Origin of the sequence: Bacillus marasmi, from assembly GCF_902168435.1 — a bacterium.
Taxonomy (GTDB): domain Bacteria; phylum Bacillota; class Bacilli; order Bacillales; family Cytobacillaceae; genus Bacillus_BU; species Bacillus_BU marasmi.
Map to the genome: position 1 here is coordinate 234,045 of NZ_LR656169.1, position 23,483 is coordinate 257,527.

Sequence of the window (23,483 nt, forward strand, 5' to 3'; positions counted from 1 at the left end):
CTTGAATTTTAATTAGAAAAGCGCAAGCGCCATATCACTATGATAACAATACCAACAAGTTGTTTTCAACATTTAAGGATTTATTGATTCATTGTAAAATGGGGTGATTCCTACGGAACCACCCCTCATTGCTAACCTAGATATGCTTTAAACAGACTTTCAACTGCAGATGTAACGGTACGATCTCCTGTTATTACCTCATTTTCAAGCTTTGGCAATAAAAATTTTACATCAGGATGATGGAAAAAGCTAGCTTGGAGTTGGTCGACAATCATTGAATACATCCATTCTTTCGTTTGGACTCGACGTCTTGCCTCGAAAACACCAGACTCTTTCGTTTTGGTTTCGAATTCATTAACGATTTTCCATACTCCGTCAATTCCTTCATAATACAAAGCTGAGCAGGTTGTAACTTGAGTTGGCCAGCCTTTTGTATAAGGCTGAAGGAAATGAACAATCCGTCGATACTCTTCTCGTGTTTTTTCAGCTAAAGGTTTATTTTCCCCATCCGCTTTATTCACGACAATAGCATCGGCAAGTTCCATTATTCCTTTTTTCATACCTTGCAGCTCATCACCAGCACCTGTTAATACTACAAGCATGAAAAAGTCAACCATGTTGCGGACTACTACTTCACTTTGTCCAACCCCTACCGTTTCGATAAGGATTACATCAAAGCCAGCTGCCTCACAAATAAGCATCGTCTCACGGGTTTTGCGATGGACGCCTCCTAGCTTTCCTTCAGATGGAGACGGACGGATGAACGCACGTGGATTATTAGCTAATTCCCCCATGCGCGTTTTATCGCCCAAAATACTTCCACCGCTTATACTAGAGCTTGGGTCAACAGCTAAAACGGCAACGCGATAACCTTGTTCGCACAAGTACGTCCCAAATGCCTCAATGAATGTACTTTTCCCAGCTCCAGGAACACCGGTAATACCGATGCGGATAGACTTCCCAGAATCGGGAAGGAGCTTTTGCAAAAGTTCCTGTCCCTTTTGAAAATGGTGCTCAGCATTGCTTTCAATCAGAGTAATCGCCCGCGCGAGTAATCCTCGGTCTCCGCTTTTAACACCTTTTGCCAGATCATCAACACTTAAGTCTTGGCCTTCTGACTTTTTTTTGAACCGTTTTTTCGGGACAAAAGCACTTGATTGTGCTCCGTCCAGAAGTTGCGGATCAAGCCTATCCGAACTTTTATTTTCGTCCATTATTTTACCACTTCCTCGTAGCCCAAACGTTGGTAAATCTTTTCGATTACCTTTTGAGCTGCAACTGGAATGACGGTTCCAGGACCGAAGATAGCAGCGGCACCATGCTCATATAAATACTCGTAATCCTGAGCTGGAATTACCCCACCAATAACAACTAGAATATCTTCCCGGCCAAGCTTTTTCAATTCCTCAACAAGCGCTGGAAGAAGTGTTTTATGACCAGCTGCTAAAGAACTAAATCCAACTACGTGTACGTCGTTTTCTACAGCTTGACGAGCTGTTTCTTCAGGTGTTTGGAATAAAGGACCGATATCAACATCGTAGCCTAAATCCGCGAAGGCAGTTGAAATAACCTTAGCCCCACGGTCATGGCCATCTTGTCCAAGTTTGGCAACTAGGATACGTGGTCTTCTTCCTTCATTTTCAAGGAATTCTTCACACATTTGTTTTACTGTTGCGATTTCTTCCTCGTTAGAGAAGGCAGTGCTATATACACCACTAATTGAACGGATTACTGCTTTATGACGACCTGATGCTACTTCAATTGCATCAGAGATTTCGCCAAGTGATGCACGCGCACGAGCTGCTTTAACTGCAAGGTCAAGTAGGTTACCTTCGCCAGTTTCAGCTGCAGCTGTGATGGCTGCTAGAGCTTCTTTGACTGCATTTTCATCACGAGTCGCTCTTAACTGAGCCAAACGTTCAATTTGCGATTTTCTAACTGCAGTATTGTCTACTTCTAAAATATCGATTTCTTCTTCTTGCTCTAAGCGATATTTGTTTACACCCACGATTGTTTCTTCGCCAGAATCGATTTTTGCTTGTCTGCGAGCAGCTGCTTCTTCGATTCTCATTTTTGGAAGACCAGTTTCGATTGCTTTTGCCATACCGCCAAGATTTTCAATTTCTTCAATATGTGCCCAAGCACGTTCAACTAACTGATTAGTTAGAGTTTCTACATAGTAGGAACCACCCCAAGGATCAATTACATTCGTTACACCCGCTTCTTCTTGAAGGAATAGCTGAGTATTACGTGCAATACGAGCCGAGAAATCAGTTGGAAGCGCAATTGCTTCATCCAATGCATTTGTATGAAGGGATTGCGTATGACCCATTGTTGCTGCATGAGCTTCAATAAGCGTACGAGTAACGTTATTGAATGGATCTTGCTCAGTTAAACTCCAACCAGAAGTTTGAGAGTGCGTACGTAGAGCTAAAGATTTTTCGCTTTGTGGCAAGAAGGTTTTAATCATTTTTGCCCAAATAATCCGTGCTGCGCGCATTTTAGCAACTTCCATGAAATAGTTCATACCAATTGCCCAGAAGAACGAAAGTCTCGGTGCAAACTTATCGATTGGAATACCTGCTTTTAAGCCCGTTCTAACATATTCAAGTCCATCAGCCAAAGTATAAGCTAATTCAATATCTGCTGGTGCACCTGCTTCTTGCATGTGGTAACCAGAGATACTGATGCTATTGAATTTTGGCATGTACTTGGATGTATATTCAAAAATGTCAGCAATAATTTTCATTGACATTTCTGGTGGATAAATATACGTATTACGCACCATGTATTCCTTTAAAATATCATTTTGAATTGTACCAGAAAGCTTTTCTTGGCTTACACCTTGTTCTTCAGCAGTAACGATGTAAAAAGCCATAACTGGTAAAACGGCACCATTCATTGTCATTGATACTGACATTTGATCAAGTGGAATACCATTAAACAATGTTTTCATATCTAAAATAGAATCAATTGCCACACCAGCTTTACCAACATCCCCAACTACACGAGGGTGGTCTGAATCATAACCGCGGTGGGTTGCAAGGTCAAATGCAACAGATAGCCCTTTTTGACCCATTGCAAGGTTACGACGGTAGAACGCATTACTTTCTTCCGCAGTTGAGAAACCAGCGTATTGACGAACAGTCCAAGGACGATTTACATACATTGTAGGATATGGTCCACGTGTGTATGGTGCTACCCCTGGTTTATCGTCAAGATGAGTCATGCCTTCTAAATCATCTTTCGAATAAAGCGGTTTAACTTTAATATATTCGTTTGTTTCAAACAAAAGATCATCGATTGATTTTGCAACCTCTGCTTCTGCTTTTTTTTGCCACTCTTGTTTTGTTGCTTCTTGATCTTTTAAAATATCAACATTTTTAAAATCTGGTTTTGTCATTGTTATTACACCTCCATTTCATCAAGCAGCTGTGCTAATGTTTGGTAGCAGTTGCTCTTCACAGTGATAAAATCTCTAATACCGGCAGTTTTCCACTCAGTTTCATTTTCAAGAGCACCGGCAATGTAGAATGTCGCAGCAGGATTTTGCTCCTTAAGCTTAGCAACTAGCTCTGCACCAAATTCATTGTATTGGTCATTGCTTCCGCAAATGCAATAATGACTAACTGGTGTACCACTTACAAAAGCAACAGCTGATTCGATGGAATCGACTGCATCACTTTTTACTGTCTTAATTCCTCCAGGAGCAACAAAGCCAGTAATAAAATCAGCGCGTGCTTTATGATTTTTTAATTCGCCTAAGCAAATTAAGCCAATAGTAGGTTCTGCTACTAATTTTTCAGCACGGCTACGTAATACTTCATAAGGCTGTGCTAAACGCTCTTGAGCAATGGTTTGGAAAGAACCATCTTGTTTAGCAGCGTTAGCTTCTTGTACTTGAAGTGGCTCTTCTGCAAGGTTAGCGTAAATATTTGTTCCGATAATACTTTGTTTGCGAGTGAAAATATCCTTTTGACGTTTTTCTTTAACTGCTTGAATTTGCTCTTGCAGCCAATTTGAACGTAACGCAGACACAAGTCCACCTTTTTCATCAATTTCAAGGAATAAGGCCCATGCTTTTTCTGCAAGCTCATTTGTTAATGATTCAATGTACCATGAGCCACCTGCTGGATCGACAACATTTTTCAAATGTGCTTCTTCCTTAAGAACCAATTGAATGTTACGAGCAATCCGGTCAGAGAATCCATTCACTTTTCCTTCTGGCTCATTGAATGGACTTACATGCAAGTACTGGATGCCACCAAGGATTGCTGCAAATGCCTCATTACCTGCTCTTAGTAGGTTTACATATGGGTCATATTTTGTTTTTGTATATGGAGATGTTTCTGCTGAAATCACCAATTTACGCAACTCTGGAGCCACTGCATATGCCTCCGTTAATTTGCTCCATAGGAGTCTTGCAGCACGTAGCTTAGCCATTTCCATGAAGAAATTTGAACCAATCGCAAACTTAAACACCATTTTTTCAAGAATGTGTTCGATGCTTAATCCTCGTTCAGATAGTTTCTCAATATGCTCAACACCTGTTGCTAAGCTGATAGCCAGTTCCTGAACTGCGTTTGCTCCACCATTATGATATGGAGTTGTGTCAACTAGAATTGTCTTTAGATTTGGTAATTTTTCAGCATTGTAGCTGATTGTTTTCGCCCATTGATCATAAGCTGTATCGATATCAGCACCAGTTTCTACTGCAACTGCAATCGGGTCTAAACCAATAAAACCGCAAACATCTTCAATTTTCCCTTTTTCCTCAGCTAATTGTTGAACTAGAGTTAATAGGTCAGCCTGATAATGCTTTGCATTTACGCTGAATGGATATGACGCAAAAACATCAGTTAGGATATTTGGGATTTCCAATAATACTTTTTCTGACAACTCAAATGAAATGGCAGTTTGCCCTTTCTGAAATGATGTAATTAACATCTCTTTCATTTCATCAACGTTTCCTGCTGGAATTGTCTGTGCTACCTTCCATTCATTTGTTGCATATCCAAGCGGATTAATACCGCGACGATAATCTTCAAAACCTGGAATTTCTGAAACGACTTTGTTTTCTAAGTCTTCTTTTGTATAAAGTGGTTTTAAGCGAATGTCTTCATATGTACTTCTGGATAGTGAATCGACAGACTTGCCTTTTAAGCTTTCTTCGGCTTTTTGTTTCCACTCATCTGTTGATACCGGTGGAAATACGACGCTTTTCATTTCATTCATACTCATAAGCCGGCTGTCTCTGGGACAACCATCCCCTCCCTCCAATATTTGCTGAAACTAAATTTTAATAAAATTCTAATTATTCGGGCATCCCTTATTATTTTAGTATATCCTGTCGAAACTGGCAATGTGAGAAACTCAGAAAGCAGAATTTTATTTTATTGTTTGTCAAATATTGGATAATAATGTAGACATATATTATATAGAAGAACTTCAATGACCGCTTTAATTATTGCAAAATTTTACCAGTAATACATTTGTGATTTTTACAAATTCTAAAACTGATATTCAAATTTTGAATATCTCATCCATCCTAACCACGAGGTGATAGTATGAGTTATAAAGATCATTTAGATCCACACTCTAAGCTTTTTCACCACACTTGGACACGGCCAAAACATTTAAATTCGCAGGTAAATGGTCAAACAAAGCGAACGCTAAATACGATTATTGCGAGAAGTAATGCGAAAGCCCACCATTGGTAGGATGCCCATGAATTGAATCAATTGGGGGAAAGCTGGCTTTTCCATAGGAAAAGTCAGCTTTTTTTAGTTAACGACAAAGAAAAGCTGTTGCGGACCAAATTCCGCAACAGCTTTAGTATTAATAAATGGATGTATTTTCCTTTGACATATTTTCAAGTATCCCTTTTAAATGTGCGAGGAATTTTCCACAAATCAGTCCATCAAGAACGCGATGGTCAAGCGATAAACAAAGATTCACCATGTCGCGAATGGCAATCATATGATCGTGAAAGACCACCGGACGTTTGATAATGGATTCGACTTGTAAAATCGCTGCCTGTGGGTAGTTAATGATTCCCATTGACTGTACCGATCCAAATGAACCTGTATTATTAACAGTGAAGGTTCCGCCGCTCATATCATCAGTCGTTAATTTTCCAGAGCGAGTTTTGTTGGCAAACTCCGAAATTTCTCGAGCGATTCCCTTGATTGATTTTTCATCAGCATGTTTAATCACTGGGACGAACAATGCATTATCGGTCGCTACTGCAATTGAAACATTGATTTCTTTTCTCTGGATAATTTTATCCCCTGCCCAGGTTGAATTTAGCTCAGGAAAAGCTTTGAGGGCTTGGGCAATAGCTTTAACAAAAAACGCAAAAAATGTGAGATTAAAACCTTCCTTTTGTTTGAATTCGTCCTTAAGTGAGTTACGATATGCCACTACATTCGAAACATCAGCTTCAATCATCATCCATGCATGCGGGATTTCCTGCTTGCTGCGGACCATATTAGACGCTATCGCTTTTCGGATACTAGAAACGGGTAATTCAATGTCTCCTGTTGAAAATGTAGTAGGTTTTATTTTTTGCAGACCTTGTTGCTCGCTATCATTAGGCTGAACTGCGATTACATTTTCTCGAGTTTTAGTAGCGATGTGTGCTTCGTTTGGGGTTGTTCCCGCTTCAATGAGTTTTAAAATATCTTTTCTGGTAATTCGACCTTCGGCACCTGTGCCTTTAACTTGGTTCAAATCGATTCCGTGCTCCTGGGATAGCTTTAAGACAGCCGGTGAGTAGCGGACTTTTAAATTTTGTGTAGCTGCAGAAGCATTTGCTGGAGCAACTGCTAGTCGGGCGGCGATTGTTTTTGCGGTTGTAGTGATTGAATCAGCCTTGGTATCATCGTTGCGCCTGTTGGAGGAAGAAGTTTCTGAAACTCCATCGACTTCAATCGTACAAATGATTTCCCCGACAGAAAAGGTATCACCTTCAGCAGCGATTAACTCTTTAATGACACCTGCAAAGGAGGATGGGATTTCCGCATTTACTTTATCTGTCATGACCTCTGCTAAAGGATCATACTTTTTGACATTGTCCCCCTCCTTGACCAGCCACCGACTAATCGTGCCTTCGGTGACACTTTCACCAAGCTTAGGCATTTTGATGTTTTCAATACTCAAGGATTGACTCCTCCTTTTACTAGCTCAAAATTGAGGTTTACTTGCCATTTTTTCGGATTACTTGCCAAAATGAAAGATTTACTTGCCATTTTCCTGAACTACTTGCCAAAATGAAAGATTTACTTGCCAAAATGAAAGATTTACTTGCCAAATGAGTGAATTCCATCAAAATTCCGCAAGCTCTCGCATCGCTTTTTCCACTTTTTCAGGGTTCACCATAAAGAATTTTTCCATTGTTGGAGCATATGGCATCGCGGGCACATCAGGTCCAGCAAGACGTTTGATTGGCGCATCCAAATCAAATAGGCAATGCTCGGCAATAATTGCCGCCACCTCACTCAACACACTACCTTCCTTGTTATCCTCGGTAATAAGAAGCACCTTCCCTGTTTTAGACGCCGCATCAATAATCGCTTCTTGGTCAAGCGGGTATACAGTGCGTAAATCTAAAATATGTGCTGATATTCCTTCACTGGCTAGACGTTCAGCTGCTTGGAGAGCAAAATGAACACATAGTCCATAAGTGATGACGGTAATGTCTTCACCCTCACGCTTCACATCTGCTTTACCAATTGGCAATGTATAATCATGAGTTGGGACTTCTCCCTTAATCATTCGATAGGCTCGTTTATGCTCGAAAAATAAAACCGGGTCATTGTCACGAATGGCTGCTTTTAGCAACCCTTTAACATCATATGGTGTAGACGGCATAACAATTTTTAAACCAGGTTGATTCGCAAAAACGGCTTCAACTGACTGTGAGTGGTAAAGGGCACCGTGAATCCCACCACCATAAGGTGCCCGGATTACAATCGGACAGTTCCAATCATTATTTGAGCGATAACGAATTCTTGCCGCTTCGGAGATAATTTGATTGACAGCCGGCATAATAAAATCGGCAAACTGCATTTCGGCTATTGGCCGCATCCCGTACATCGCAGCGCCGATCCCCACCCCTGCTATCGCTGATTCAGCTAAAGGGGTATCAATGACTCGAGCCTCACCAAACTGTTCATATAATCCTTGAGTGGCTTTGAATACACCACCTTTTAGACCAACATCCTCCCCAAGAACAAACACTTTAGAATCCCGCTCCATTTCCTCACGGATCGCCATTGTGACTGCATCTATATATGAAATAATCGCCATCTTCCTTCCCCCTTACTCCTTCTCATATACGTATTTCAAAGCATGCTCAGGTTCTGCATAAGGTGCGAGTTCTGCGTAATCCGTAGCCTTATCGACAACACTTATGATTTGGTCGTTGATCTCTCTTTCGAGAACATCATTGAGAACACCAACTGCTTTTAAATATGAACAGAAAGTTAAAAGTGGATCCTTTGTTTTCGCTTCGGCGACTTCGTCCTGAGCACGGTAAGCTCGGTCATCATCATCAGAGGAATGGGGAGTTAAGCGATAGGATACGGTTTCGATTAAGGTTGGTCCCTCGCCACGCCGTGCTCGATCTGCAGCGGCTTTTACGACACGATAAACTTCAAGTGGATCATTGCCATCAACAGTATAACCTGGCATCCCATAGCCAATCGCACGGTCCGACACCCTTTCACAAGCTAATTGCTTTGAGAGCGGGACAGAAATAGCGTATTTATTGTTTTCGCACATAAAAATAACCGGAAGCTTATGCACACCCGCAAAGTTTGCACCTTCGTGAAAGTCACCTTGATTAGAGGAGCCTTCACCGAAGGTCACAAAGGTAACAAGGTCTCGCTGCTCCATTTTTCCTGCGAGAGCCACCCCAACTGCATGAGGTACTTGAGTTGTAACAGGAGATGAACCCGTTATAATTCTGTTTTTCTTTTGCCCGAAATGTCCCGGCATTTGGCGACCACCTGAGTTAGGGTCCTCAAGTTTCGCAAATCCAGACAGCATGATTTCAGTTGCAGTCATACCAAAGGTTAAAACAACACCAAGATCGCGATAATATGGAAGGATATAATCTTTATTTTTATCAAGTGCAAAGGCCGCACCTACTTGCGCCGCTTCTTGACCTTGGCAGGAAATAACAAATGGGATTTTCCCTGCACGGTTTAATAGCCACATCCGTTCATCTATTCGTCGTGCCAACAGCATCGTTTTATACATCTCCAAAACTTGCGCATCAGTTAAACCAAGTTCTTGATGACGTTTTCCGACCATAATTTTACCTCCTAAAACTCATTTTTCAATTGCTTAAGAATGCAGTGATTTCCCATCAACAGCAAGGGCTGCCTCAAACAGAGCTTCCGATAATGTGGGATGAGGATGGATGGTTTTGGCTACTTCCCAAGGCGTTGCATCCAAAACAAGCGCAAGCCCTGCCTCACTAATTAAATCCGTTACATGTGGACCAATCATATGGACACCTAAAATATCATTGGTCGTTTGATCGGCAATAATTTTAACAAAGCCATCGTATTCTCCGAAGACGAGCGCTTTGCCGATTGCTCGAAACGAAAACTTGCCAGTCTTCACCTCATGGCCATTTTCTACACATTGAGCCTCGGTTAAGCCAACGCTCGCGACTTCGGGTTTGCTGTAAATACAGCGGGGTACAATTCTGTAATCCAGCGCCTCAGGTGTTAGACCTGCCATATGCTCCACGGCTATAATCCCTTCATTCGAGGCGACGTGGGCAAGTTGCAAACCTCCTATCACATCACCAATTGCATAAATATGTGATTCTTTCGTTTGAAAATGTGAATTTGTGGAGATGCAACCTTTTTCAATTTGGATTTCTGTATTTTCTAAACCAATCCCCTCGATATTCGCTTGCCTACCAACAGATACAAGTAGCTTTTCCGCCTGAAAGGACTTTGTTTCTTGATTTATTTCAGCTGATATTTCGACCCCTTCCTCTTTCTCCAATGTTTCTGGAAGAACTCTAGCGTTCGTGACTATTTTTACCCCTTTTTTCTTCATGAACCGCTGCATTTCCCTTGAGATTTCTATATCCTCCGTCGGAAGAATTCGATCGGCGTATTCAATTACAGTTACTCCAACACCAAAATCAGATAACATTGATGCCCATTCAATCCCTATTACTCCACCTCCGACAATAATCATTGATTGGGGTAAAGCCTCCAACATTAGCGCTTCATCGGAAGACAGAACATAATGGCCATCAATGATAAGCCCTGGTAAAGAGCGAGGTCGTGATCCAGTTGCAATTAATACATGCTTTGGAAGGAGCATTTCGTTTTCTCTTCCATTTTTCATTTCAACAGAAATTGTACCAGGCATCGGCGAAAAAATAGATGGACCTAAAATACGCCCGAATCCTTCATAAACATCAATTTTTCCTTTTTTCATTAAATGCTGGATTCCTTTATATAATTGCTGAATGACGGCATTTTTTCGGGATTGGACCTTAGAAAAATCCAAGCTAACGCTGCTAGTAACGACACCATATTCCTCACTACGTTTCATTGTGGAATAGACCTCCGCGCTTCGTAAAAGCGCTTTACTAGGGATGCACCCAGAATGGAGACAGGTCCCTCCAAGCTTCGCTTTTTCAACGATGGCAGTTTTTAAGCCAAGCTGCACGGCACGAATCGCGGCAACATAGCCGCCTGTACCTCCACCTAAAACAACTAAATCATATTCTTCTGCCAAAACGGTTCCTCCTTATCGCTCATGTACTGCTTTAAACGTTTCATCAGGATACTCTTTTGCTTCCTCTTCACCGCGCAATACTCGTAATGCACCTTGTGCAAGGGACTGTAGCTCATTTTCACCAGGTACAACGAATACATCTGCAATCCATTTAATTCTATTGATAATCTCAGAAACTAAGCTTTCACAGACCGTTAAACCTCCAGTCAAAATAATCCCATCTATTTTACCTGCTAAAACCGTGCTTGCAGCTCCGATTTCTTTCGCAATTTGGTAGGCCATTGCCGAAAAAATCAAGTTAGCTTGTTCATTACCATTTTTAATCAATTTTTCAACTTTTAATGCATCATTTGTCCCTAAATATCCTACCAATCCACTCTGGCTAACCATTTTTTGATAAACCTCGTCTATGGAAACCTTATCCTTCGCGCATATTGCAATGAAATCACCAACCGGAATGGTACCTGCCCGTTCTAAACTAAATGGTCCTTCACCATTGAGAGCATTATTTACATCAATCACACGTCCCTGCCTATGAACCCCTACGGAAATACCAACACCTAAATGGGCCACGATTAGATTTACATCCTTGTATTCTTTGTCCATTTGCTTAGCAACCTTTCGTGCTGAAGCTTTTTGGTTTAGGGCATGAAAAATACTTTTGCGTTCGATTAATGGGAAACCGGAAATGCGAGCGATTGGTTCAAGCTCATCAACAACAACTGGATCAACGATAAAAGCAGGAATATTTAATCTCGAAGCTATCTCATAGGCTAGAATTCCTCCCATATTAGAAGAATGCTGACCATTAAAGCCGTTGGATAAATCTTCGAGCATTCTCTTGTTCACGTTATAAGTGCCACCGTTAATCGGTTTTAACAGCCCACCCCGTCCGCAAACAGCATCGAGCTTTGATAAATTTATTTCTCCATTGTCTAGTACTTCTAAAATACAATTAGTTCTTAATGAGATTTGTTCGATGAAAGAGTGAATTGGTTCAAAATCATATGATTCGTGGATAATTTTTTGTTCAAATAAGGGAACTTCATTTTCATAAATGCCAATGTTCGAGAATGTTGGCCCCGGATTAATGACAAGAATCCGATAACAATATTCATGTTTCATCATATCCTCCTATAAAAGAGCCGCTGCTAAGTTTAACAAATATATTGCAATTTTTATGCCATCGTTAAAATTGAGCTTTTGAGGTATAAAAGGAAAAATTGCCTGCAATATTTTGCAAAGCATGAAAAATATTGCAGGCAATTTTATTCAAGGTTGTATTTTTTCAGCTTATAATATAGATTTCTTACGGAAACTTGTAAATGACTAGCAGCTAAAGTTTTGTTTCCATTACACTTTTCAATTGCATTCATAATAATGTACTTTTCATAGGCATCCAACATTTGAGTCAACGGCATTATCTCTTCTGTAGTTCTAGCTTGTCCGTTTTGAGTTTGGATTTGATTTCTATTATTCAGTTCTGGCAGGTGAAAAACATCAATGATCGTCTCATTTTTTTTCATAAAAATAATCGCACGACCGAGGATGTTTTCGAGCTCACGGACATTTCCAGGCCAATCGTATTGAAGGAGGCGCTCGATTGCTAGGTCAGATACCCCCTCAATGTTACGACCATAATCTTGATTCATTTTTTGAATAAGGAAATTACACAGTGACGGAATATCTTCTTTTCTTTTTCGTAATGGGGGAATCTGAATCGGCATTCGGTTTAAGCGATAATATAAATCCTCACGAAATCTTCCTTGAGAAATACTTTTTTCCAAATTCACATTCGTAGCGGTAATAATTCTAACATTGATTGAAATTGGCTTTGTACCACCGACTCGGACAATTTCCCGCTCTTGCAAGACACGTAAAAGCTTTGCTTGTATATTTAAAGTCAACTCTCCGATTTCATCTAAAAAAATGCTGCCATTGTTGGCCTCTTCAAAAAGTCCCTTTTTTCCCCCACGCTTTGCTCCTGAAAATGCCCCTTCCTCATATCCGAACAACTCACTTTCGAGCAATGACTCAGCAATGGCAGCACAGTTGACCCGAAGAAATTTGTTGAATTTTCGATCACTCGCGTTATGTATGGCATGTGCAAATAACTCCTTCCCTGTGCCAGATTCACCTCTTAGCAATACGGTAGCAGGGGTTTTCGCTCCTAATTTTGCCTGTTCGATCGCAATATTCATTTCATCAGATTGGGCGATAATATCCTCAAACGAATATTTTGCTTCAAGCGTACGGATTATTTGACGGGCTCTGTTGAGTTCATCGGTTAATTTGCGAATTTCCGAAACATCGTGAATGACGCCAACACTCCCTTTTAAGATGCCATTAACAATGATAGGGGCCACATTGACGATAACCTCTCGTTTATTTGGTCCGACACGCATGGAAACTCCACGAACTGGTCGACGTGTTTTGAGCACCTTTAAATGCATGCTTTCTCCTTCTGAGATATCAGCTGTAGCTGGCTTGCCAATCACCTTATCCTCCATGAGACCCGTGATTCTTGTATAGGCTGGATTGATTAGTAAACCAACTCCATGCTCATCAACAACAGAAATAGCTTCTTCACTGCATTGAATAATTGCTTCGAGCATTGTTTGAATTTCTGATTGCATGTCAGTACCATTCCCCTCTTGAAAAGTATTTCATGATTTTTTTAAAAATCGTGCAGAACGTTTCAAAATTTAGTTTTCATTATATAGAATGCGGAAGCCTTGACAAATATTCAAATTGAATTATGATTTTTGTTAAAGGCAAACTGTGAAGGGAACCGATTATGGATCGATTATTTGCACTTATTATCATGTTAATTCCCGGTTTTATCGCAGCATTAGGCATTAAATTAATGCGTGATATGGTATTTGGAATATTACAGCCACCTATTCCTTGGTTATGGCTGCAATTTATTCTAGGCGTACTGTTCTTTTTAGTAGGCTTAGGCTTTATAGCAGGTTTTATATTGCATAGGGACCGTAAGCGAAACAAGGTTCAAGGGAAATTTCAAAAAAAAGAAAGACCATAGGGGTCTTTCTTTTTTATTGGGCCATTTGCTTTATTTTCACCGCAGCCTTAGGATCATCTGTGATAATCGCGGTACAGTTCATTGCAAAAAGACGCTTTATCGCAGCCTCTTTATTCACAGTATAAGGTCGTACAGCAAACCCGTTTGCCAAGCTTTGTGCATAGATATCCTCCATACCACGATAATATTTCGGATGAATCCCCTTTGCACCGATTGCTTTTGCATAAATCCACGGCATATAAATGGACTCAGACAATAGTGGGGCTGTTTCGATATGTGGAGCTAACCGATAGAAATGGACAAGGCTGTAATGATTAAAAGAAGACACAATAATCCGTTTGGCCAATTGATATTTTTCAATTAACGCAATGACTTTTTCCTCCATCCCTTCGTATCGATAAACCCCGTTCTTTAATTCAATATTACATACGATTTGGTTTGTTTGCATCCATTTGAATACTTCTTCGAGAGTTGGTATGGGCGTCTTTTCAGGAAGATTTTTAAACTTGTAACCCGCATTGTATTGACGTAATTCTTTTAAGCTCAGGTTTTTAATTAAGCCAGTACCGTTTGTCGTTCTGTCGATTTTTTCATCATGGATAACAACTATTTCTCCGTCTATAGTCATTTGAACATCTAGTTCTAGACCATCAGCGCCAGCTTTCTCTGCTTCTTTAAATGCGAGCATAGTATTTTCAGGGTATAACGCTGAATAGCCGCGATGGGCAAATATTTGAGTCATGGAAGAAATCACTCCCTATCCCTGTTATATGAAACAAAGCTTAATCCACGGGCGACGATAAATTAAAAAATGAGCCGCTCCCGATAATCAGTCGAAAGGCACATTTACTATGTGTCTTCTAACTGATTATCGGGTATATGGCCCATTTATTTTCTTACATTATGATGCTTTATGCTCTAATCTTAGTTTATCAGCAACCATCGCAATAAATTCCGAATTTGTTGGTTTTGCTTTTGTCATGCTGACAGTGTAGCCGAATAATGATGAAATCGAGTCAATATTTCCACGGCTCCAAGCAACTTCAATCGCATGGCGGATAGCCCTCTCAACACGTGAAGCCGTTGTGTTATATTTCTTCGCAATATCTGGATATAATACCTTCGTAATTGAACCAAGTAATTCAATATCATTATAAACCATAGAAATCGCTTCTCTTAAGTACATATATCCTTTGATATGTGCTGGAACGCCAATCTCATGAATAATACTTGTAATGCTAGCGTCCAAATTCTTTGGCTTCTGTTCTTGTTGAACTGGACGATACGATGTTTGTGAACTTGACTTACGCAAAACAGAACTTCCATTTCCACTCACTTGGCGAATATGATTAGCTAAATTTTCCATATCAAATGGTTTTAGAATGAAATATGAAGCACCAAGTTCAACAGCTTTCTTAGTTACATCTTCCTGTCCAAAAGCAGTTAACATGATAACATTTGGGAAGCTTGTTCGGTTGGATTCACGAAGCTTTTCTAATACGGCAAGTCCGTCTAAATGAGGCATAATAATATCTAAAACAAGAACATCTGGTGTAGTATCCGCTAAAATATCCAGGCAATCCTGACCATTATGAGCGACCCCGACTACTTCCATATCCTCTTGCGAAGAAATATATTCCTCTAAAAGTCCAACTAATTCTCTATTGTCATCTACAACACACACTTTAATTTTTTTCACTAATTGTTTCCTCCTCAGCCCTTTGTAAGTCGATCCATCTAATTTATATTCTAATGGAGAAATTCGACAATGCAACAAAAATTCCTTTCGATTTTTTTGAAATTTTCTAAAAAATCTGCAATATCTAATTTTTTCTCGTTTTTTCTAATGGATTCGACTTGTTTCGGCAGTTGACAAATAGCAAAATCTTCGATTTGTCGAAAAATATTTAAGCGTCATTAAAAATATTCTACCATATTTATTCGATAAAAAATAGGCGAGTGATCGCCTATTTTGAAAATTACTATTCGGTGGATAATATTCAATCAACATTGACGATGTTATGATGCTTTACTTTTTCCTTTTTCATAAATATCAATGCCAGCCTCATTTAACATCCATTCGATATGAACACCATAGCCACTCGTCGGATCGTTTACAAAAACATGAGTTACAGCCCCGATTACTTTTCCGTTTTGAATAATTGGACTTCCACTCATCCCTTGTACAATTCCGCCCGTTTTCTCAAGGAGCTTTGGGTCTGTCACTTTAATGACCATTCCCTTTGTAGCAGGAAATTTCTGCGGAATAGTACTAACGATTTCAATATCGAAGAGGTCAACCTTATCATTATCCACAACTGTCAGTATCTGTGCAGGTCCTTCTTTAACCTGATGAGACAAAGCAATTGGCAGTGGTTTATCCATAACTCCATTCTGAATATCCTTATTTAATTCACCAAAAATCCCAAATGGACTGTTTCGATTAATATTTCCTATTACTTCGCGATCGGTGGAGAAGCGCGCTAACTTCTCGCCAGGATCTCCATTACTGCCTTTTTCAATCGAAGTAACAGTCGATCTGACAATTTGACCATCCTCCACAACAATTGGTTTCTTGGTGTCCATGTCGGAAATGACATGGCCTAAAGCACCATATTTATGTGTTCCAGGATGATAAAACGTCATTGTCCCTATTCCAGCTGCAGAATCGCGAATATATAAGCCAAGCTTATAGGTTTGTTCGTCCTTATCCCTCATGGGCTTAAGCTGAGTATTAATTTTTTCATTTTCACGATTAACGACAATATCTAATGGTAAACCCGATTTTCCTGAGTCTTGAACATACGGAGCGACATCCGTCATTTTCTCAATCGGCTTTCCATTAATTTGGGTAATAATATCACCAACTTTAATTCCTGCTAGTTCACCCGGAGACACTTTTCCTGTTTGTGTGTCAACCTGATGGTGCCCTACCACAAGAACACCAACAGTATTTAGTTTTACACCGATTGATTGCCCGCCAGGTATAACCCGAAAATTTTTCAATACATTGACATCAACCTTTTTTATCGGGATTCCTGCGAGATGCAGTACCATTTCATCGTTTCCTTGTTCATTGGCTTCTAATGTCAATGAATGATTTTGATGGTTTAATTCGACCGATGAATCGTTTGTGGCAATGGTTGCTGTTACAGGAGCAGATGTTGGTAGCGAATAATGCTCACCTTCAAAAAGAGTAAGTTGGTTTGGAATTGTAATATATTGTTGAAAAGGTTCATATAACCCAAGAGAAATTAATGAAACAAGGAGAATTCCACCAATTATTTTTCTAAGCTGATCAAAATCCATTTTTTCACTCTCCTCGCTTCTAGTCTACACACTTTTTAATTGGCTACACCTTTAATTTTGCCTCCAATAGAAGCATTTATAACTGCCAACAATATAAAAAAGCTACCCAGTTTGGATAGCTTTTCATGTTATGACTTTCATTTTCTCAGCAAGGTGTAGTAATTCCTCTGCATGTTGCTTCGTTAAATCAGTTAATTCAGCACCTGAAATCATTCTGCCAATTTCACTAATTTTTTCTTCTGCTGCAAGAGGTGTTAAAGTTGTAGTAGTTCTTCCATCTTTAATTTTTTTGGCAATGAATAAATGAGTATCAGCCATAGCAGCAACTTGTGGTAAATGGGAAATACATAGCACTTGTGAATTATTGGAAATTTTATGGATTTTTTCACCTATCGCTTGAGCAACTCGACCACTTACCCCAGTATCCACCTCATCAAAAATAATGGATGTAACACCTTGGTGAGCAGAAAAAATACTTTTTAGAGCAAGCATGATCCGTGACATTTCTCCGCCTGATGCAATTTTCGCAAGCGGCTTTACCGGTTCTCCCGGATTAGTTGATATGTAAAATTCAACAGCATCTTTGCCTGTTTTAGAAAACCCGTCTATGTCGGTAAAAATTATTTCAAAGACCGTTTTCTCCATATAAAGTTCCTTTAGTTCACGATGAATCAGTTTAGTTAAAAGTTTTGCGGATTTTTTCCGTAAATCACTTACCTGTTTCGCCTCTAGAGTTAGATCTTTTGTCAATGAAGATAACTCAATCTCTAATTGATGAATATGTGTTTCTTTATTTTGAATCGTTTCGATTTCTTCTTCAATTTTAGCCCCATACTCGAGGATTTCTTCAATTGTTTTTCCATATTTACGTTTTAATTGGTTGATTTCTGTCAATCTTTCCTCAATTTCATTCATTCGCCCTGGATCATATTCCATTTCATCTAGCTTATTGCGAATTGTACGAGCTGTATCTTCCAACACATAAAAACTATTCGATACTTGCTCAAGCATATCTCGATATTCGTCATCTAATTCGGCAACATCTTCGAGGTGACCCATGGCCATGCCAATCCAATCCAAGCCTGTCTGCTCGCTAGACAATGAAGAATAGCTCGATTTTAACGAAGAAAAAATTCGTTCAAAGTTAGATAGCTTTTGCTTTTCGTTTTGTAGCTCTTCATCCTCATTTAATTTTAACTCAGCGTTTTGAATTTCATCCAATTGAAACTGTAGTAAATCCAGACGATGTGCCATTTTTTGTTCATTTTCACTTAACGCCTTTAGTCGAAGCTTCGTTTCCTCGTACCTTTTAAAAACACGCTGATATTCAATATGGGCAACTACTAGCTCTTCTCCGCTAAATTGGTCCAATAAAGCCAAGTGTCTTGTTTCATTCATTAAATCCTGATGCTCATGCTGACCATGAATATCAATTAATGTGGAACCAAATTCTCGTAAAACAGCAATGGTCACTAATTTCCCGTTCACGCGGCACACACTTTTTCCGGTTCTCGTCATATCACGGCGAAGAACTACCATGCCATCCTCGTCTATTTCAATACCAAATTCCTTTGCTTTTTCGAAGACACGATGTCTAGTATCATCTACGATAAATAACCCTTCAAGCTCAGATTTTTCTTCCCCATGCCGAATAAACTCCGATGAGCCTCTACCACCTGCTAATAAATGAATTGCATCAATGATAATTGATTTACCTGCACCAGTTTCTCCCGTTAATACCGTTAAACCTTTTTCAAAAGATACCGTTAAAGCTTCGATAATTGCAAAATTACGAATAGATAATTCACTTAGCAAAAGTCCTCACCTCAAGCCTATAGCATTTCCAAGAAGCGTTTTGAAATAATCTCTGTATTTTCAGGTGAACGACAAATAATTAAAATGGTATCGTCACCACAAATGGTTCCCATAATTTCTTCCCAATCTAAATTATCAATTAATGCCCCAATCGCCATTGCGTTTCCTGGTAATGTTTTCATCACAATCAAATGACTTGCGGCATCAATCTTCACAAAAGCATCTAATAAAGTACGCTTTAATTTCTGCAATGGATTAAAGCGTTGATCAGCCGGTAAACTATATTTATATCTCCCATCCGGTAAAGGGACCTTAACTAAATGAAGCTCTTTGATATCCCTTGAAACGGTTGCCTGTGTAACGTTATAACCGTCACCTTTAAGTCGGTCAACTAATTCATCCTGTGTTTCGATATCATTATTAGCAATAATATCGCGAATTTTGATATGGCGTTGGCCTTTATTCATATTCAATAATCACCCCGAAATTTCTCAAATTACGCACTATATGTAGTATTTTATATTAATATGGTAGCCGATTTTCCTGCACATGTATACCCTTCTAACAAAAAGTGACAGAACTGTTGCATGATAATAGTGAAAAAGGAATAAGCACAAAGCTTATTCCTCTGTTTTTTTTGATTTTAAGTCAAGATGCGCTTCTGAAACGATTTGCTCCGGAGTTTTTGATAATAACATATCGCCGCTTTCGGTCTCATCATTACCACCCCAATGTAAATGGAGTAGAAATTCAATATTTCCATCTCCCCCAGTAATAGGTGAATACGATAAATCAGCGATGGTAAATCCTATTCCTTGTGCAAAGGTTATCATTTCCTCGAGAACACTAATGTGCACCTTCGCATCTCGAACAATGCCTTTTTTACCAACCTGTTCGCGCCCCGCTTCAAACTGCGGTTTCACGAGAGCGACAACGTCACTACCAGGAACCAACAAGGTTTTTAACACCGGTAATATAAGCTTTAAAGAAATAAATGAGACATCGATTGAGGCAAAGGTGGGCATTCCTTTTTCCAAATCAGCAGGTGTCATATACCGAAAATTAGTTCGCTCCATTACAACAACCCGTTCATCCTGTCTAAGCTTCCAGGCGAGCTGATTATAGCCAACATCTACGGCATAAGACATTTTAGCTCCATTTTGCAAGGCACAGTCAGTAAAGCCACCTGTGGATGAGCCAATATCAATTAGGATTTTATCTTTCACTTCAAGGTTAAATTCCCTCAATGCCTTCTCAAGCTTTAATCCGCCACGACTAACATATGGGAGCGCATTACCTTTAACCGTTATTTCAATATCTCCATTTACCTTCTCACCAGGCTTATCCAATCTCATTTCATTACTGTATACAAGTCCAGCCATAACGGCTCGTTTAGCTTTTTCTCTCGTTTCAAAAAAACCTCTTTCCACGAGCAAAACATCAATTCGTTCTTTTTTCATTTTCATGAGCAATGACCTTTACTTTTTTCTCCAACTAATAATTGGAGCTTTTGAATAACACTTTCGGTAGTGAATTCAATTTCTCTTAATAATTCGTCAACATCTCCATGTTCGATAAAGCGATCAGGTATACCGATACGGTCGATAACAGTAGAATAGTACTCATTATCATGAGCAAATTCAATTACTGCACTGCCAAATCCACCTTGAAGTATCGCCTCTTCAATCGTTAACACTGGAATATCTTCTGCGAAGATGTTTAAAAGCATTTTTTCATCAAATGGTTTAATAAATCGAGCATTAACAACCCTAATTGAAAGCCCTTCTTTTTCTAGGTAATTAGCTGCCGCTAATGCCATTGGAATCGTTGTTCCGAATGTTAAAATAACAGCATCCTTACCTTCTTTAAGTACTTCCCAAGTGCCGATTTCGATCGTTTTTAAGTCTTTATCCATCGGTACACCAAGACCATTTCCACGCGGGTAACGTAAAGCGATTGGTCCATCATCATATTGAACAGCAGTATTGACCATATGCTGGCCTTCATTTTCATCCTTTGGCATCATCAGCACCAAATTCGGTAAATGGCGGAGGAAGGCAATATCAAATACACCTTGATGGGTTTCTCCATCTGCACCAACTAAGCCCGCCCGATCAATTCCAATGAATACGTTTAAATTTTGCCGACAAATATCATGAACAACCTGATCATAGGCTCTTTGCAAAAAGGTTGAATAAATTGCAAGGAATGGCTTCATGTTTTGGGTCGCTAATCCTGCAGCAACTGTTGCGGCATGCTGTTCAGCAATCCCAACGTCAAACATGCGATCTGGAAACTCCTTAGCGAACCCTTCAAGTTTAGAGCCAACTGGCATTGCCGGAGTAATTGCCACAATACGAGAATCCTCTCTCGCTAACTTCCTTACGGTTTCACTCACTAATGAGCTCCATGCAGGCGGGGCATGATCTGGCTTAACGAAGTCGCCTGTATCAATTTTATAAGGACCGGTACCATGCCAAGTTCCTATTTTATCAGATTCAGCAGGATGATATCCTTTTCCTTTTTTAGTAATGACATGTAGAAGGACTGGTCCCTCTGTTTTTTTGGCGTAGGTGAAATTTTCAAAAAGCTCTTCAAAATTATGACCATCTACTGGACCTAAATACGTAAAGCCTAGTTCTTCAAAAAACATGCCAGATACAAATAAATATTTTAAACTATCTTTAATTCGTTCAGCTGTTGCAGCTAGTTTCCCACCAACAGCAGGTACCTTTTTTAGTAATAACTCCAACTCATCTTTTACCCAATTGTATTTGCCTGCAGTTCTTAAGCGTCCTAGGACACTATGCAAGGCACCAACATTAGGAGCAATTGACATTTCATTATCATTTAAAATCACAATAATGTTCTTCTTTTCATGACCAATATGGTTTAACGCTTCTAACGCCATTCCACCGGTTAATGCACCATCACCAATAACAGGGAGAATATGTGAATTCTCTTTTTTTAAGTCCCTAGCAATCGCCATTCCCATCGCTGCTGATAGAGAGGTCGAACTGTGACCAGTTTCCCATACATCATGCTCACTTTCGACCATCTTCGGGAAACCACTTAAACCGTGAAATTGTCGTAAGGTATGAAACTCTGAAGCACGACCAGTCAAAATTTTATGAACATAAGCTTGATGACCCACATCCCAAATGATTTTATCCTTTGGACTGTCAAAGCACTTATGAAGTGCGATGGTTAATTCGACTACGCCTAAATTAGGTCCGATATGCCCTCCAGTTTTTGATAATTTTTCAATCAAAAAATTACGGATTTCTCGGCTGAGTTTTTCCAATTCTTCATTGGATAGGTTTTTAAGAAATGAAGGGTCTTTAATCGATAATAGATCCATATACGGATCACTCACTTTCGTTTCTAAGTTCTGACGATAGATAGTGGTGTTACGAAAGGGACTAAATATAATGAATTCGAAATTTATTTTACTTTTATGCTGAAAAAAGAGCCGCTAACACATATGTGATAACGGCATCCGTATGTCCATCAACAGAACAAATAATGATTCCCAACTATCGCCTACAGTATATTACTTCGTATTAATACATGCATAAATACATACTTCGGCTAGATTATATCATAAATAGTCTGACCTCTCAAACCTCTTATAAATTGACATAATTTTAAGATTCTCTTAATACTACAAGGTCTGTTATTTCTTCGAGGATCAACGTGTCTAATCCAGTGGATTGAAGATGGTATTTAGCTGCTTCAAAGTGCTTCTGCATGGCCTCTTTTGCGCCAGCCATCGTTAACAAGACTGGATAAGTACTTTTTGAATTTTCTATGTCACTTCCAAGTGGCTTACCAATAAGTTCTTGATTTCCTTCGACATCAAGGATGTCATCGCGAATTTGAAAAGCCATGCCGAGATGCTGAGCAAATTTTTCTAATGCCTGCAGTTGTTCTCCACTTGCTTTAGCGATTATTGCCGCTGACATGACACTGCACACTAAGAGTTTGCCAGTTTTATGTAAGTGGATATACTCCAGCTCTTCTAGCGTTAACTGTTTGCCTTCTCCTTCAATGTCAGCAACCTGTCCGCCGACCATTCCCTCAGCGCCAGCAGCAGTTGCTAACAATGAAATAAGAGCAATTTTAGTTTTGGAATCGCTATGTTCTTCCGGCATGTTTGCTAACACCTGGAAACTGTATGTTAATAAACCATCTCCTGCTAAAATGGCGAGTGCCTCGCCAAACACTTTATGATTTGTCGGTTTTCCTCTCCGCAAATCATCATCATCCATGCTTGGAAGATCATCATGAATTAACGAATATGTATGAATCATTTCAATTGCGGTTGCTGGATATAAACCTTTTTTAGTATCTATTCCAAAGGCCTCCAGCGTTGCGAATAATAGCAATGGGCGAATTCGCTTGCCTCCTGCTTTTAACGAGTACAGCATCGATTCCTTTAAATGTATTGGAGCTTGCAATTCTTCTATAAAGGCTTCAAGTCGATTCTCCAATAGGAGCTTATGCTCCCCGGAAAAAGATGCTAAGGTTTGATTTGACACAA

General features: G+C 39.6%; 18 protein-coding genes and 1 pseudogene. 2 read left to right on the forward strand and 17 right to left on the reverse strand.

Going from position 1 to position 23,483, the window contains the following annotated elements; all coding sequences use genetic code 11:
* Nucleotides 1-131 precede the first annotated feature (131 nt).
* The 3 genes from meaB to FXW34_RS10235 are packed head-to-tail and all read right to left on the reverse strand — an operon-like array spanning nt 132 to nt 5,226.
* A complete protein-coding gene (meaB, locus tag FXW34_RS10225; protein ID WP_147533884.1) occupies nt 132-1,214 on the reverse strand; it encodes a methylmalonyl Co-A mutase-associated GTPase MeaB in 1,083 nt (360 codons plus the stop codon).
* A complete protein-coding gene (gene scpA / locus FXW34_RS10230) occupies nt 1,214-3,403 on the reverse strand; it encodes a methylmalonyl-CoA mutase (RefSeq protein WP_147533885.1) in 2,190 nt (729 codons plus the stop codon). Before scpA ends, meaB begins: the two co-directional genes overlap by 1 nt.
* A gap of 5 nt (nt 3,404-3,408) precedes the next feature.
* On the reverse strand, nt 3,409-5,226 hold the full coding sequence (locus tag FXW34_RS10235; protein WP_246140965.1) for a methylmalonyl-CoA mutase family protein: 1,818 nt from the start codon (nt 5,224-5,226) through the stop codon (nt 3,409-3,411).
* A 341-nt stretch (nt 5,227-5,567) separates the two neighbouring features.
* On the opposite strand from FXW34_RS10235, the gene FXW34_RS10240 reads away from it, so the two are divergent.
* Complete coding sequence (locus FXW34_RS10240) at nt 5,568-5,720, forward strand: YpzG family protein (RefSeq protein WP_147533887.1); 153 nt, start codon at nt 5,568-5,570, stop codon at nt 5,718-5,720.
* Between the two features lie 118 nt (nt 5,721-5,838).
* On the opposite strand, the gene FXW34_RS10245 is transcribed toward FXW34_RS10240, so the two are convergent.
* From FXW34_RS10245 to FXW34_RS10270, 6 genes and pseudogenes are all read right to left on the reverse strand, one after another.
* Nucleotides 5,839-7,161 carry a dihydrolipoamide acetyltransferase family protein gene (locus FXW34_RS10245; protein WP_147533888.1) on the reverse strand — a complete coding sequence of 441 codons (1,323 nt, stop codon included), beginning with the start codon at nt 7,159-7,161 and terminating at the stop codon, nt 5,839-5,841.
* A gap of 165 nt (nt 7,162-7,326) precedes the next feature.
* Nucleotides 7,327-8,310: an alpha-ketoacid dehydrogenase subunit beta gene (locus tag FXW34_RS10250; protein WP_147533889.1), complete on the reverse strand. Its 984-nt coding sequence runs from the start codon at nt 8,308-8,310 to the stop codon at nt 7,327-7,329.
* Between the two features lie 12 nt (nt 8,311-8,322).
* Entirely contained in the window at nt 8,323-9,318 is a 996-nt protein-coding gene (locus FXW34_RS10255) for a thiamine pyrophosphate-dependent dehydrogenase E1 component subunit alpha (RefSeq protein WP_147533890.1), read from the reverse strand.
* A 33-nt stretch (nt 9,319-9,351) separates the two neighbouring features.
* Entirely contained in the window at nt 9,352-10,773 is a 1,422-nt protein-coding gene (gene lpdA, locus FXW34_RS10260; protein ID WP_147533891.1) for a dihydrolipoyl dehydrogenase, read from the reverse strand.
* Nucleotides 10,774-10,785: 12 nt separating this feature from the next.
* Nucleotides 10,786-11,898 carry a butyrate kinase gene (gene buk, locus FXW34_RS10265; protein WP_425457422.1) on the reverse strand — a complete coding sequence of 371 codons (1,113 nt, stop codon included), beginning with the start codon at nt 11,896-11,898 and terminating at the stop codon, nt 10,786-10,788.
* Nucleotides 11,899-12,041: 143 nt separating this feature from the next.
* Nucleotides 12,042-13,400, reverse strand: a pseudogene (locus FXW34_RS10270) (sigma-54 interaction domain-containing protein); the annotation flags it as partial.
* A gap of 170 nt (nt 13,401-13,570) precedes the next feature.
* On the opposite strand from FXW34_RS10270, the gene FXW34_RS10275 reads away from it, so the two are divergent.
* Complete coding sequence (locus FXW34_RS10275) at nt 13,571-13,816, forward strand: DUF2627 domain-containing protein (RefSeq protein WP_147533894.1); 246 nt, start codon at nt 13,571-13,573, stop codon at nt 13,814-13,816.
* A gap of 13 nt (nt 13,817-13,829) precedes the next feature.
* Here the strand turns inward: FXW34_RS10275 and FXW34_RS10280 are convergent, their stop codons facing one another.
* The 8 genes from FXW34_RS10280 to FXW34_RS10315 all read right to left on the reverse strand — a co-directional run bounded on the left by FXW34_RS10280 (nt 13,830) and on the right by FXW34_RS10315 (nt 23,481).
* Nucleotides 13,830-14,558, reverse strand: coding sequence for a glycerophosphodiester phosphodiesterase (locus tag FXW34_RS10280; RefSeq protein WP_147533895.1), 729 nt, complete (start codon nt 14,556-14,558; stop codon nt 13,830-13,832).
* A 159-nt stretch (nt 14,559-14,717) separates the two neighbouring features.
* Nucleotides 14,718-15,515 carry a sporulation transcription factor Spo0A gene (spo0A, locus tag FXW34_RS10285; protein ID WP_147533896.1) on the reverse strand — a complete coding sequence of 266 codons (798 nt, stop codon included), beginning with the start codon at nt 15,513-15,515 and terminating at the stop codon, nt 14,718-14,720.
* A gap of 320 nt (nt 15,516-15,835) precedes the next feature.
* Nucleotides 15,836-17,125 carry a SpoIVB peptidase gene (gene spoIVB, locus FXW34_RS10290; protein ID WP_147533897.1) on the reverse strand — a complete coding sequence of 430 codons (1,290 nt, stop codon included), beginning with the start codon at nt 17,123-17,125 and terminating at the stop codon, nt 15,836-15,838.
* Between the two features lie 123 nt (nt 17,126-17,248).
* Nucleotides 17,249-18,940: a DNA repair protein RecN gene (gene recN / locus FXW34_RS10295; RefSeq protein ID WP_147533898.1), complete on the reverse strand. Its 1,692-nt coding sequence runs from the start codon at nt 18,938-18,940 to the stop codon at nt 17,249-17,251.
* A gap of 17 nt (nt 18,941-18,957) precedes the next feature.
* Complete coding sequence (gene ahrC / locus FXW34_RS10300; RefSeq protein ID WP_147533899.1) at nt 18,958-19,407, reverse strand: transcriptional regulator AhrC/ArgR; 450 nt, start codon at nt 19,405-19,407, stop codon at nt 18,958-18,960.
* Between the two features lie 153 nt (nt 19,408-19,560).
* The gene (locus FXW34_RS10305) at nt 19,561-20,406 is read right to left on the reverse strand and encodes a TlyA family RNA methyltransferase (protein ID WP_147533900.1); all 846 of its coding nucleotides are present in this window, start codon (nt 20,404-20,406) and stop codon (nt 19,561-19,563) included.
* Nucleotides 20,403-22,301 (reverse strand): 1-deoxy-D-xylulose-5-phosphate synthase, encoded by a 1,899-nt coding sequence (gene dxs / locus FXW34_RS10310; RefSeq protein ID WP_147533901.1) that lies wholly within the window; start codon nt 22,299-22,301, stop codon nt 20,403-20,405. The genes FXW34_RS10305 and dxs overlap by 4 nt, the downstream gene beginning before the upstream one ends.
* A gap of 286 nt (nt 22,302-22,587) precedes the next feature.
* Nucleotides 22,588-23,481 carry a polyprenyl synthetase family protein gene (locus tag FXW34_RS10315; protein WP_147533902.1) on the reverse strand — a complete coding sequence of 298 codons (894 nt, stop codon included), beginning with the start codon at nt 23,479-23,481 and terminating at the stop codon, nt 22,588-22,590.
* Nucleotides 23,482-23,483: the final 2 nt, after the last annotated feature.

Coding starts and splice junctions, on each gene's coding strand:
- meaB (WP_147533884.1), bottom strand. CDS start 1,214: ATGGACGAAAATAAAAGTTCGGATAGGCTTGATCCGCAACTTCTGGAC.
- scpA (WP_147533885.1), bottom strand. CDS start 3,403: ATGACAAAACCAGATTTTAAAAATGTTGATATTTTAAAAGATCAAGAA.
- FXW34_RS10235 (WP_246140965.1), bottom strand. CDS start 5,226: ATGAAAAGCGTCGTATTTCCACCGGTATCAACAGATGAGTGGAAACAA.
- FXW34_RS10240 (WP_147533887.1), top strand. CDS start 5,568: ATGAGTTATAAAGATCATTTAGATCCACACTCTAAGCTTTTTCACCAC.
- FXW34_RS10250 (WP_147533889.1), bottom strand. CDS start 8,310: ATGGCGATTATTTCATATATAGATGCAGTCACAATGGCGATCCGTGAG.
- FXW34_RS10255 (WP_147533890.1), bottom strand. CDS start 9,318: ATGGTCGGAAAACGTCATCAAGAACTTGGTTTAACTGATGCGCAAGTT.
- buk (WP_425457422.1), bottom strand. CDS start 11,898: ATGAAACATGAATATTGTTATCGGATTCTTGTCATTAATCCGGGGCCA.
- FXW34_RS10275 (WP_147533894.1), top strand. CDS start 13,571: ATGGATCGATTATTTGCACTTATTATCATGTTAATTCCCGGTTTTATC.
- FXW34_RS10280 (WP_147533895.1), bottom strand. CDS start 14,558: ATGACTCAAATATTTGCCCATCGCGGCTATTCAGCGTTATACCCTGAA.
- spoIVB (WP_147533897.1), bottom strand. CDS start 17,125: ATGGATTTTGATCAGCTTAGAAAAATAATTGGTGGAATTCTCCTTGTT.
- ahrC (WP_147533899.1), bottom strand. CDS start 19,407: ATGAATAAAGGCCAACGCCATATCAAAATTCGCGATATTATTGCTAAT.
- FXW34_RS10305 (WP_147533900.1), bottom strand. CDS start 20,406: ATGAAAATGAAAAAAGAACGAATTGATGTTTTGCTCGTGGAAAGAGGT.
- dxs (WP_147533901.1), bottom strand. CDS start 22,301: ATGGATCTATTATCGATTAAAGACCCTTCATTTCTTAAAAACCTATCC.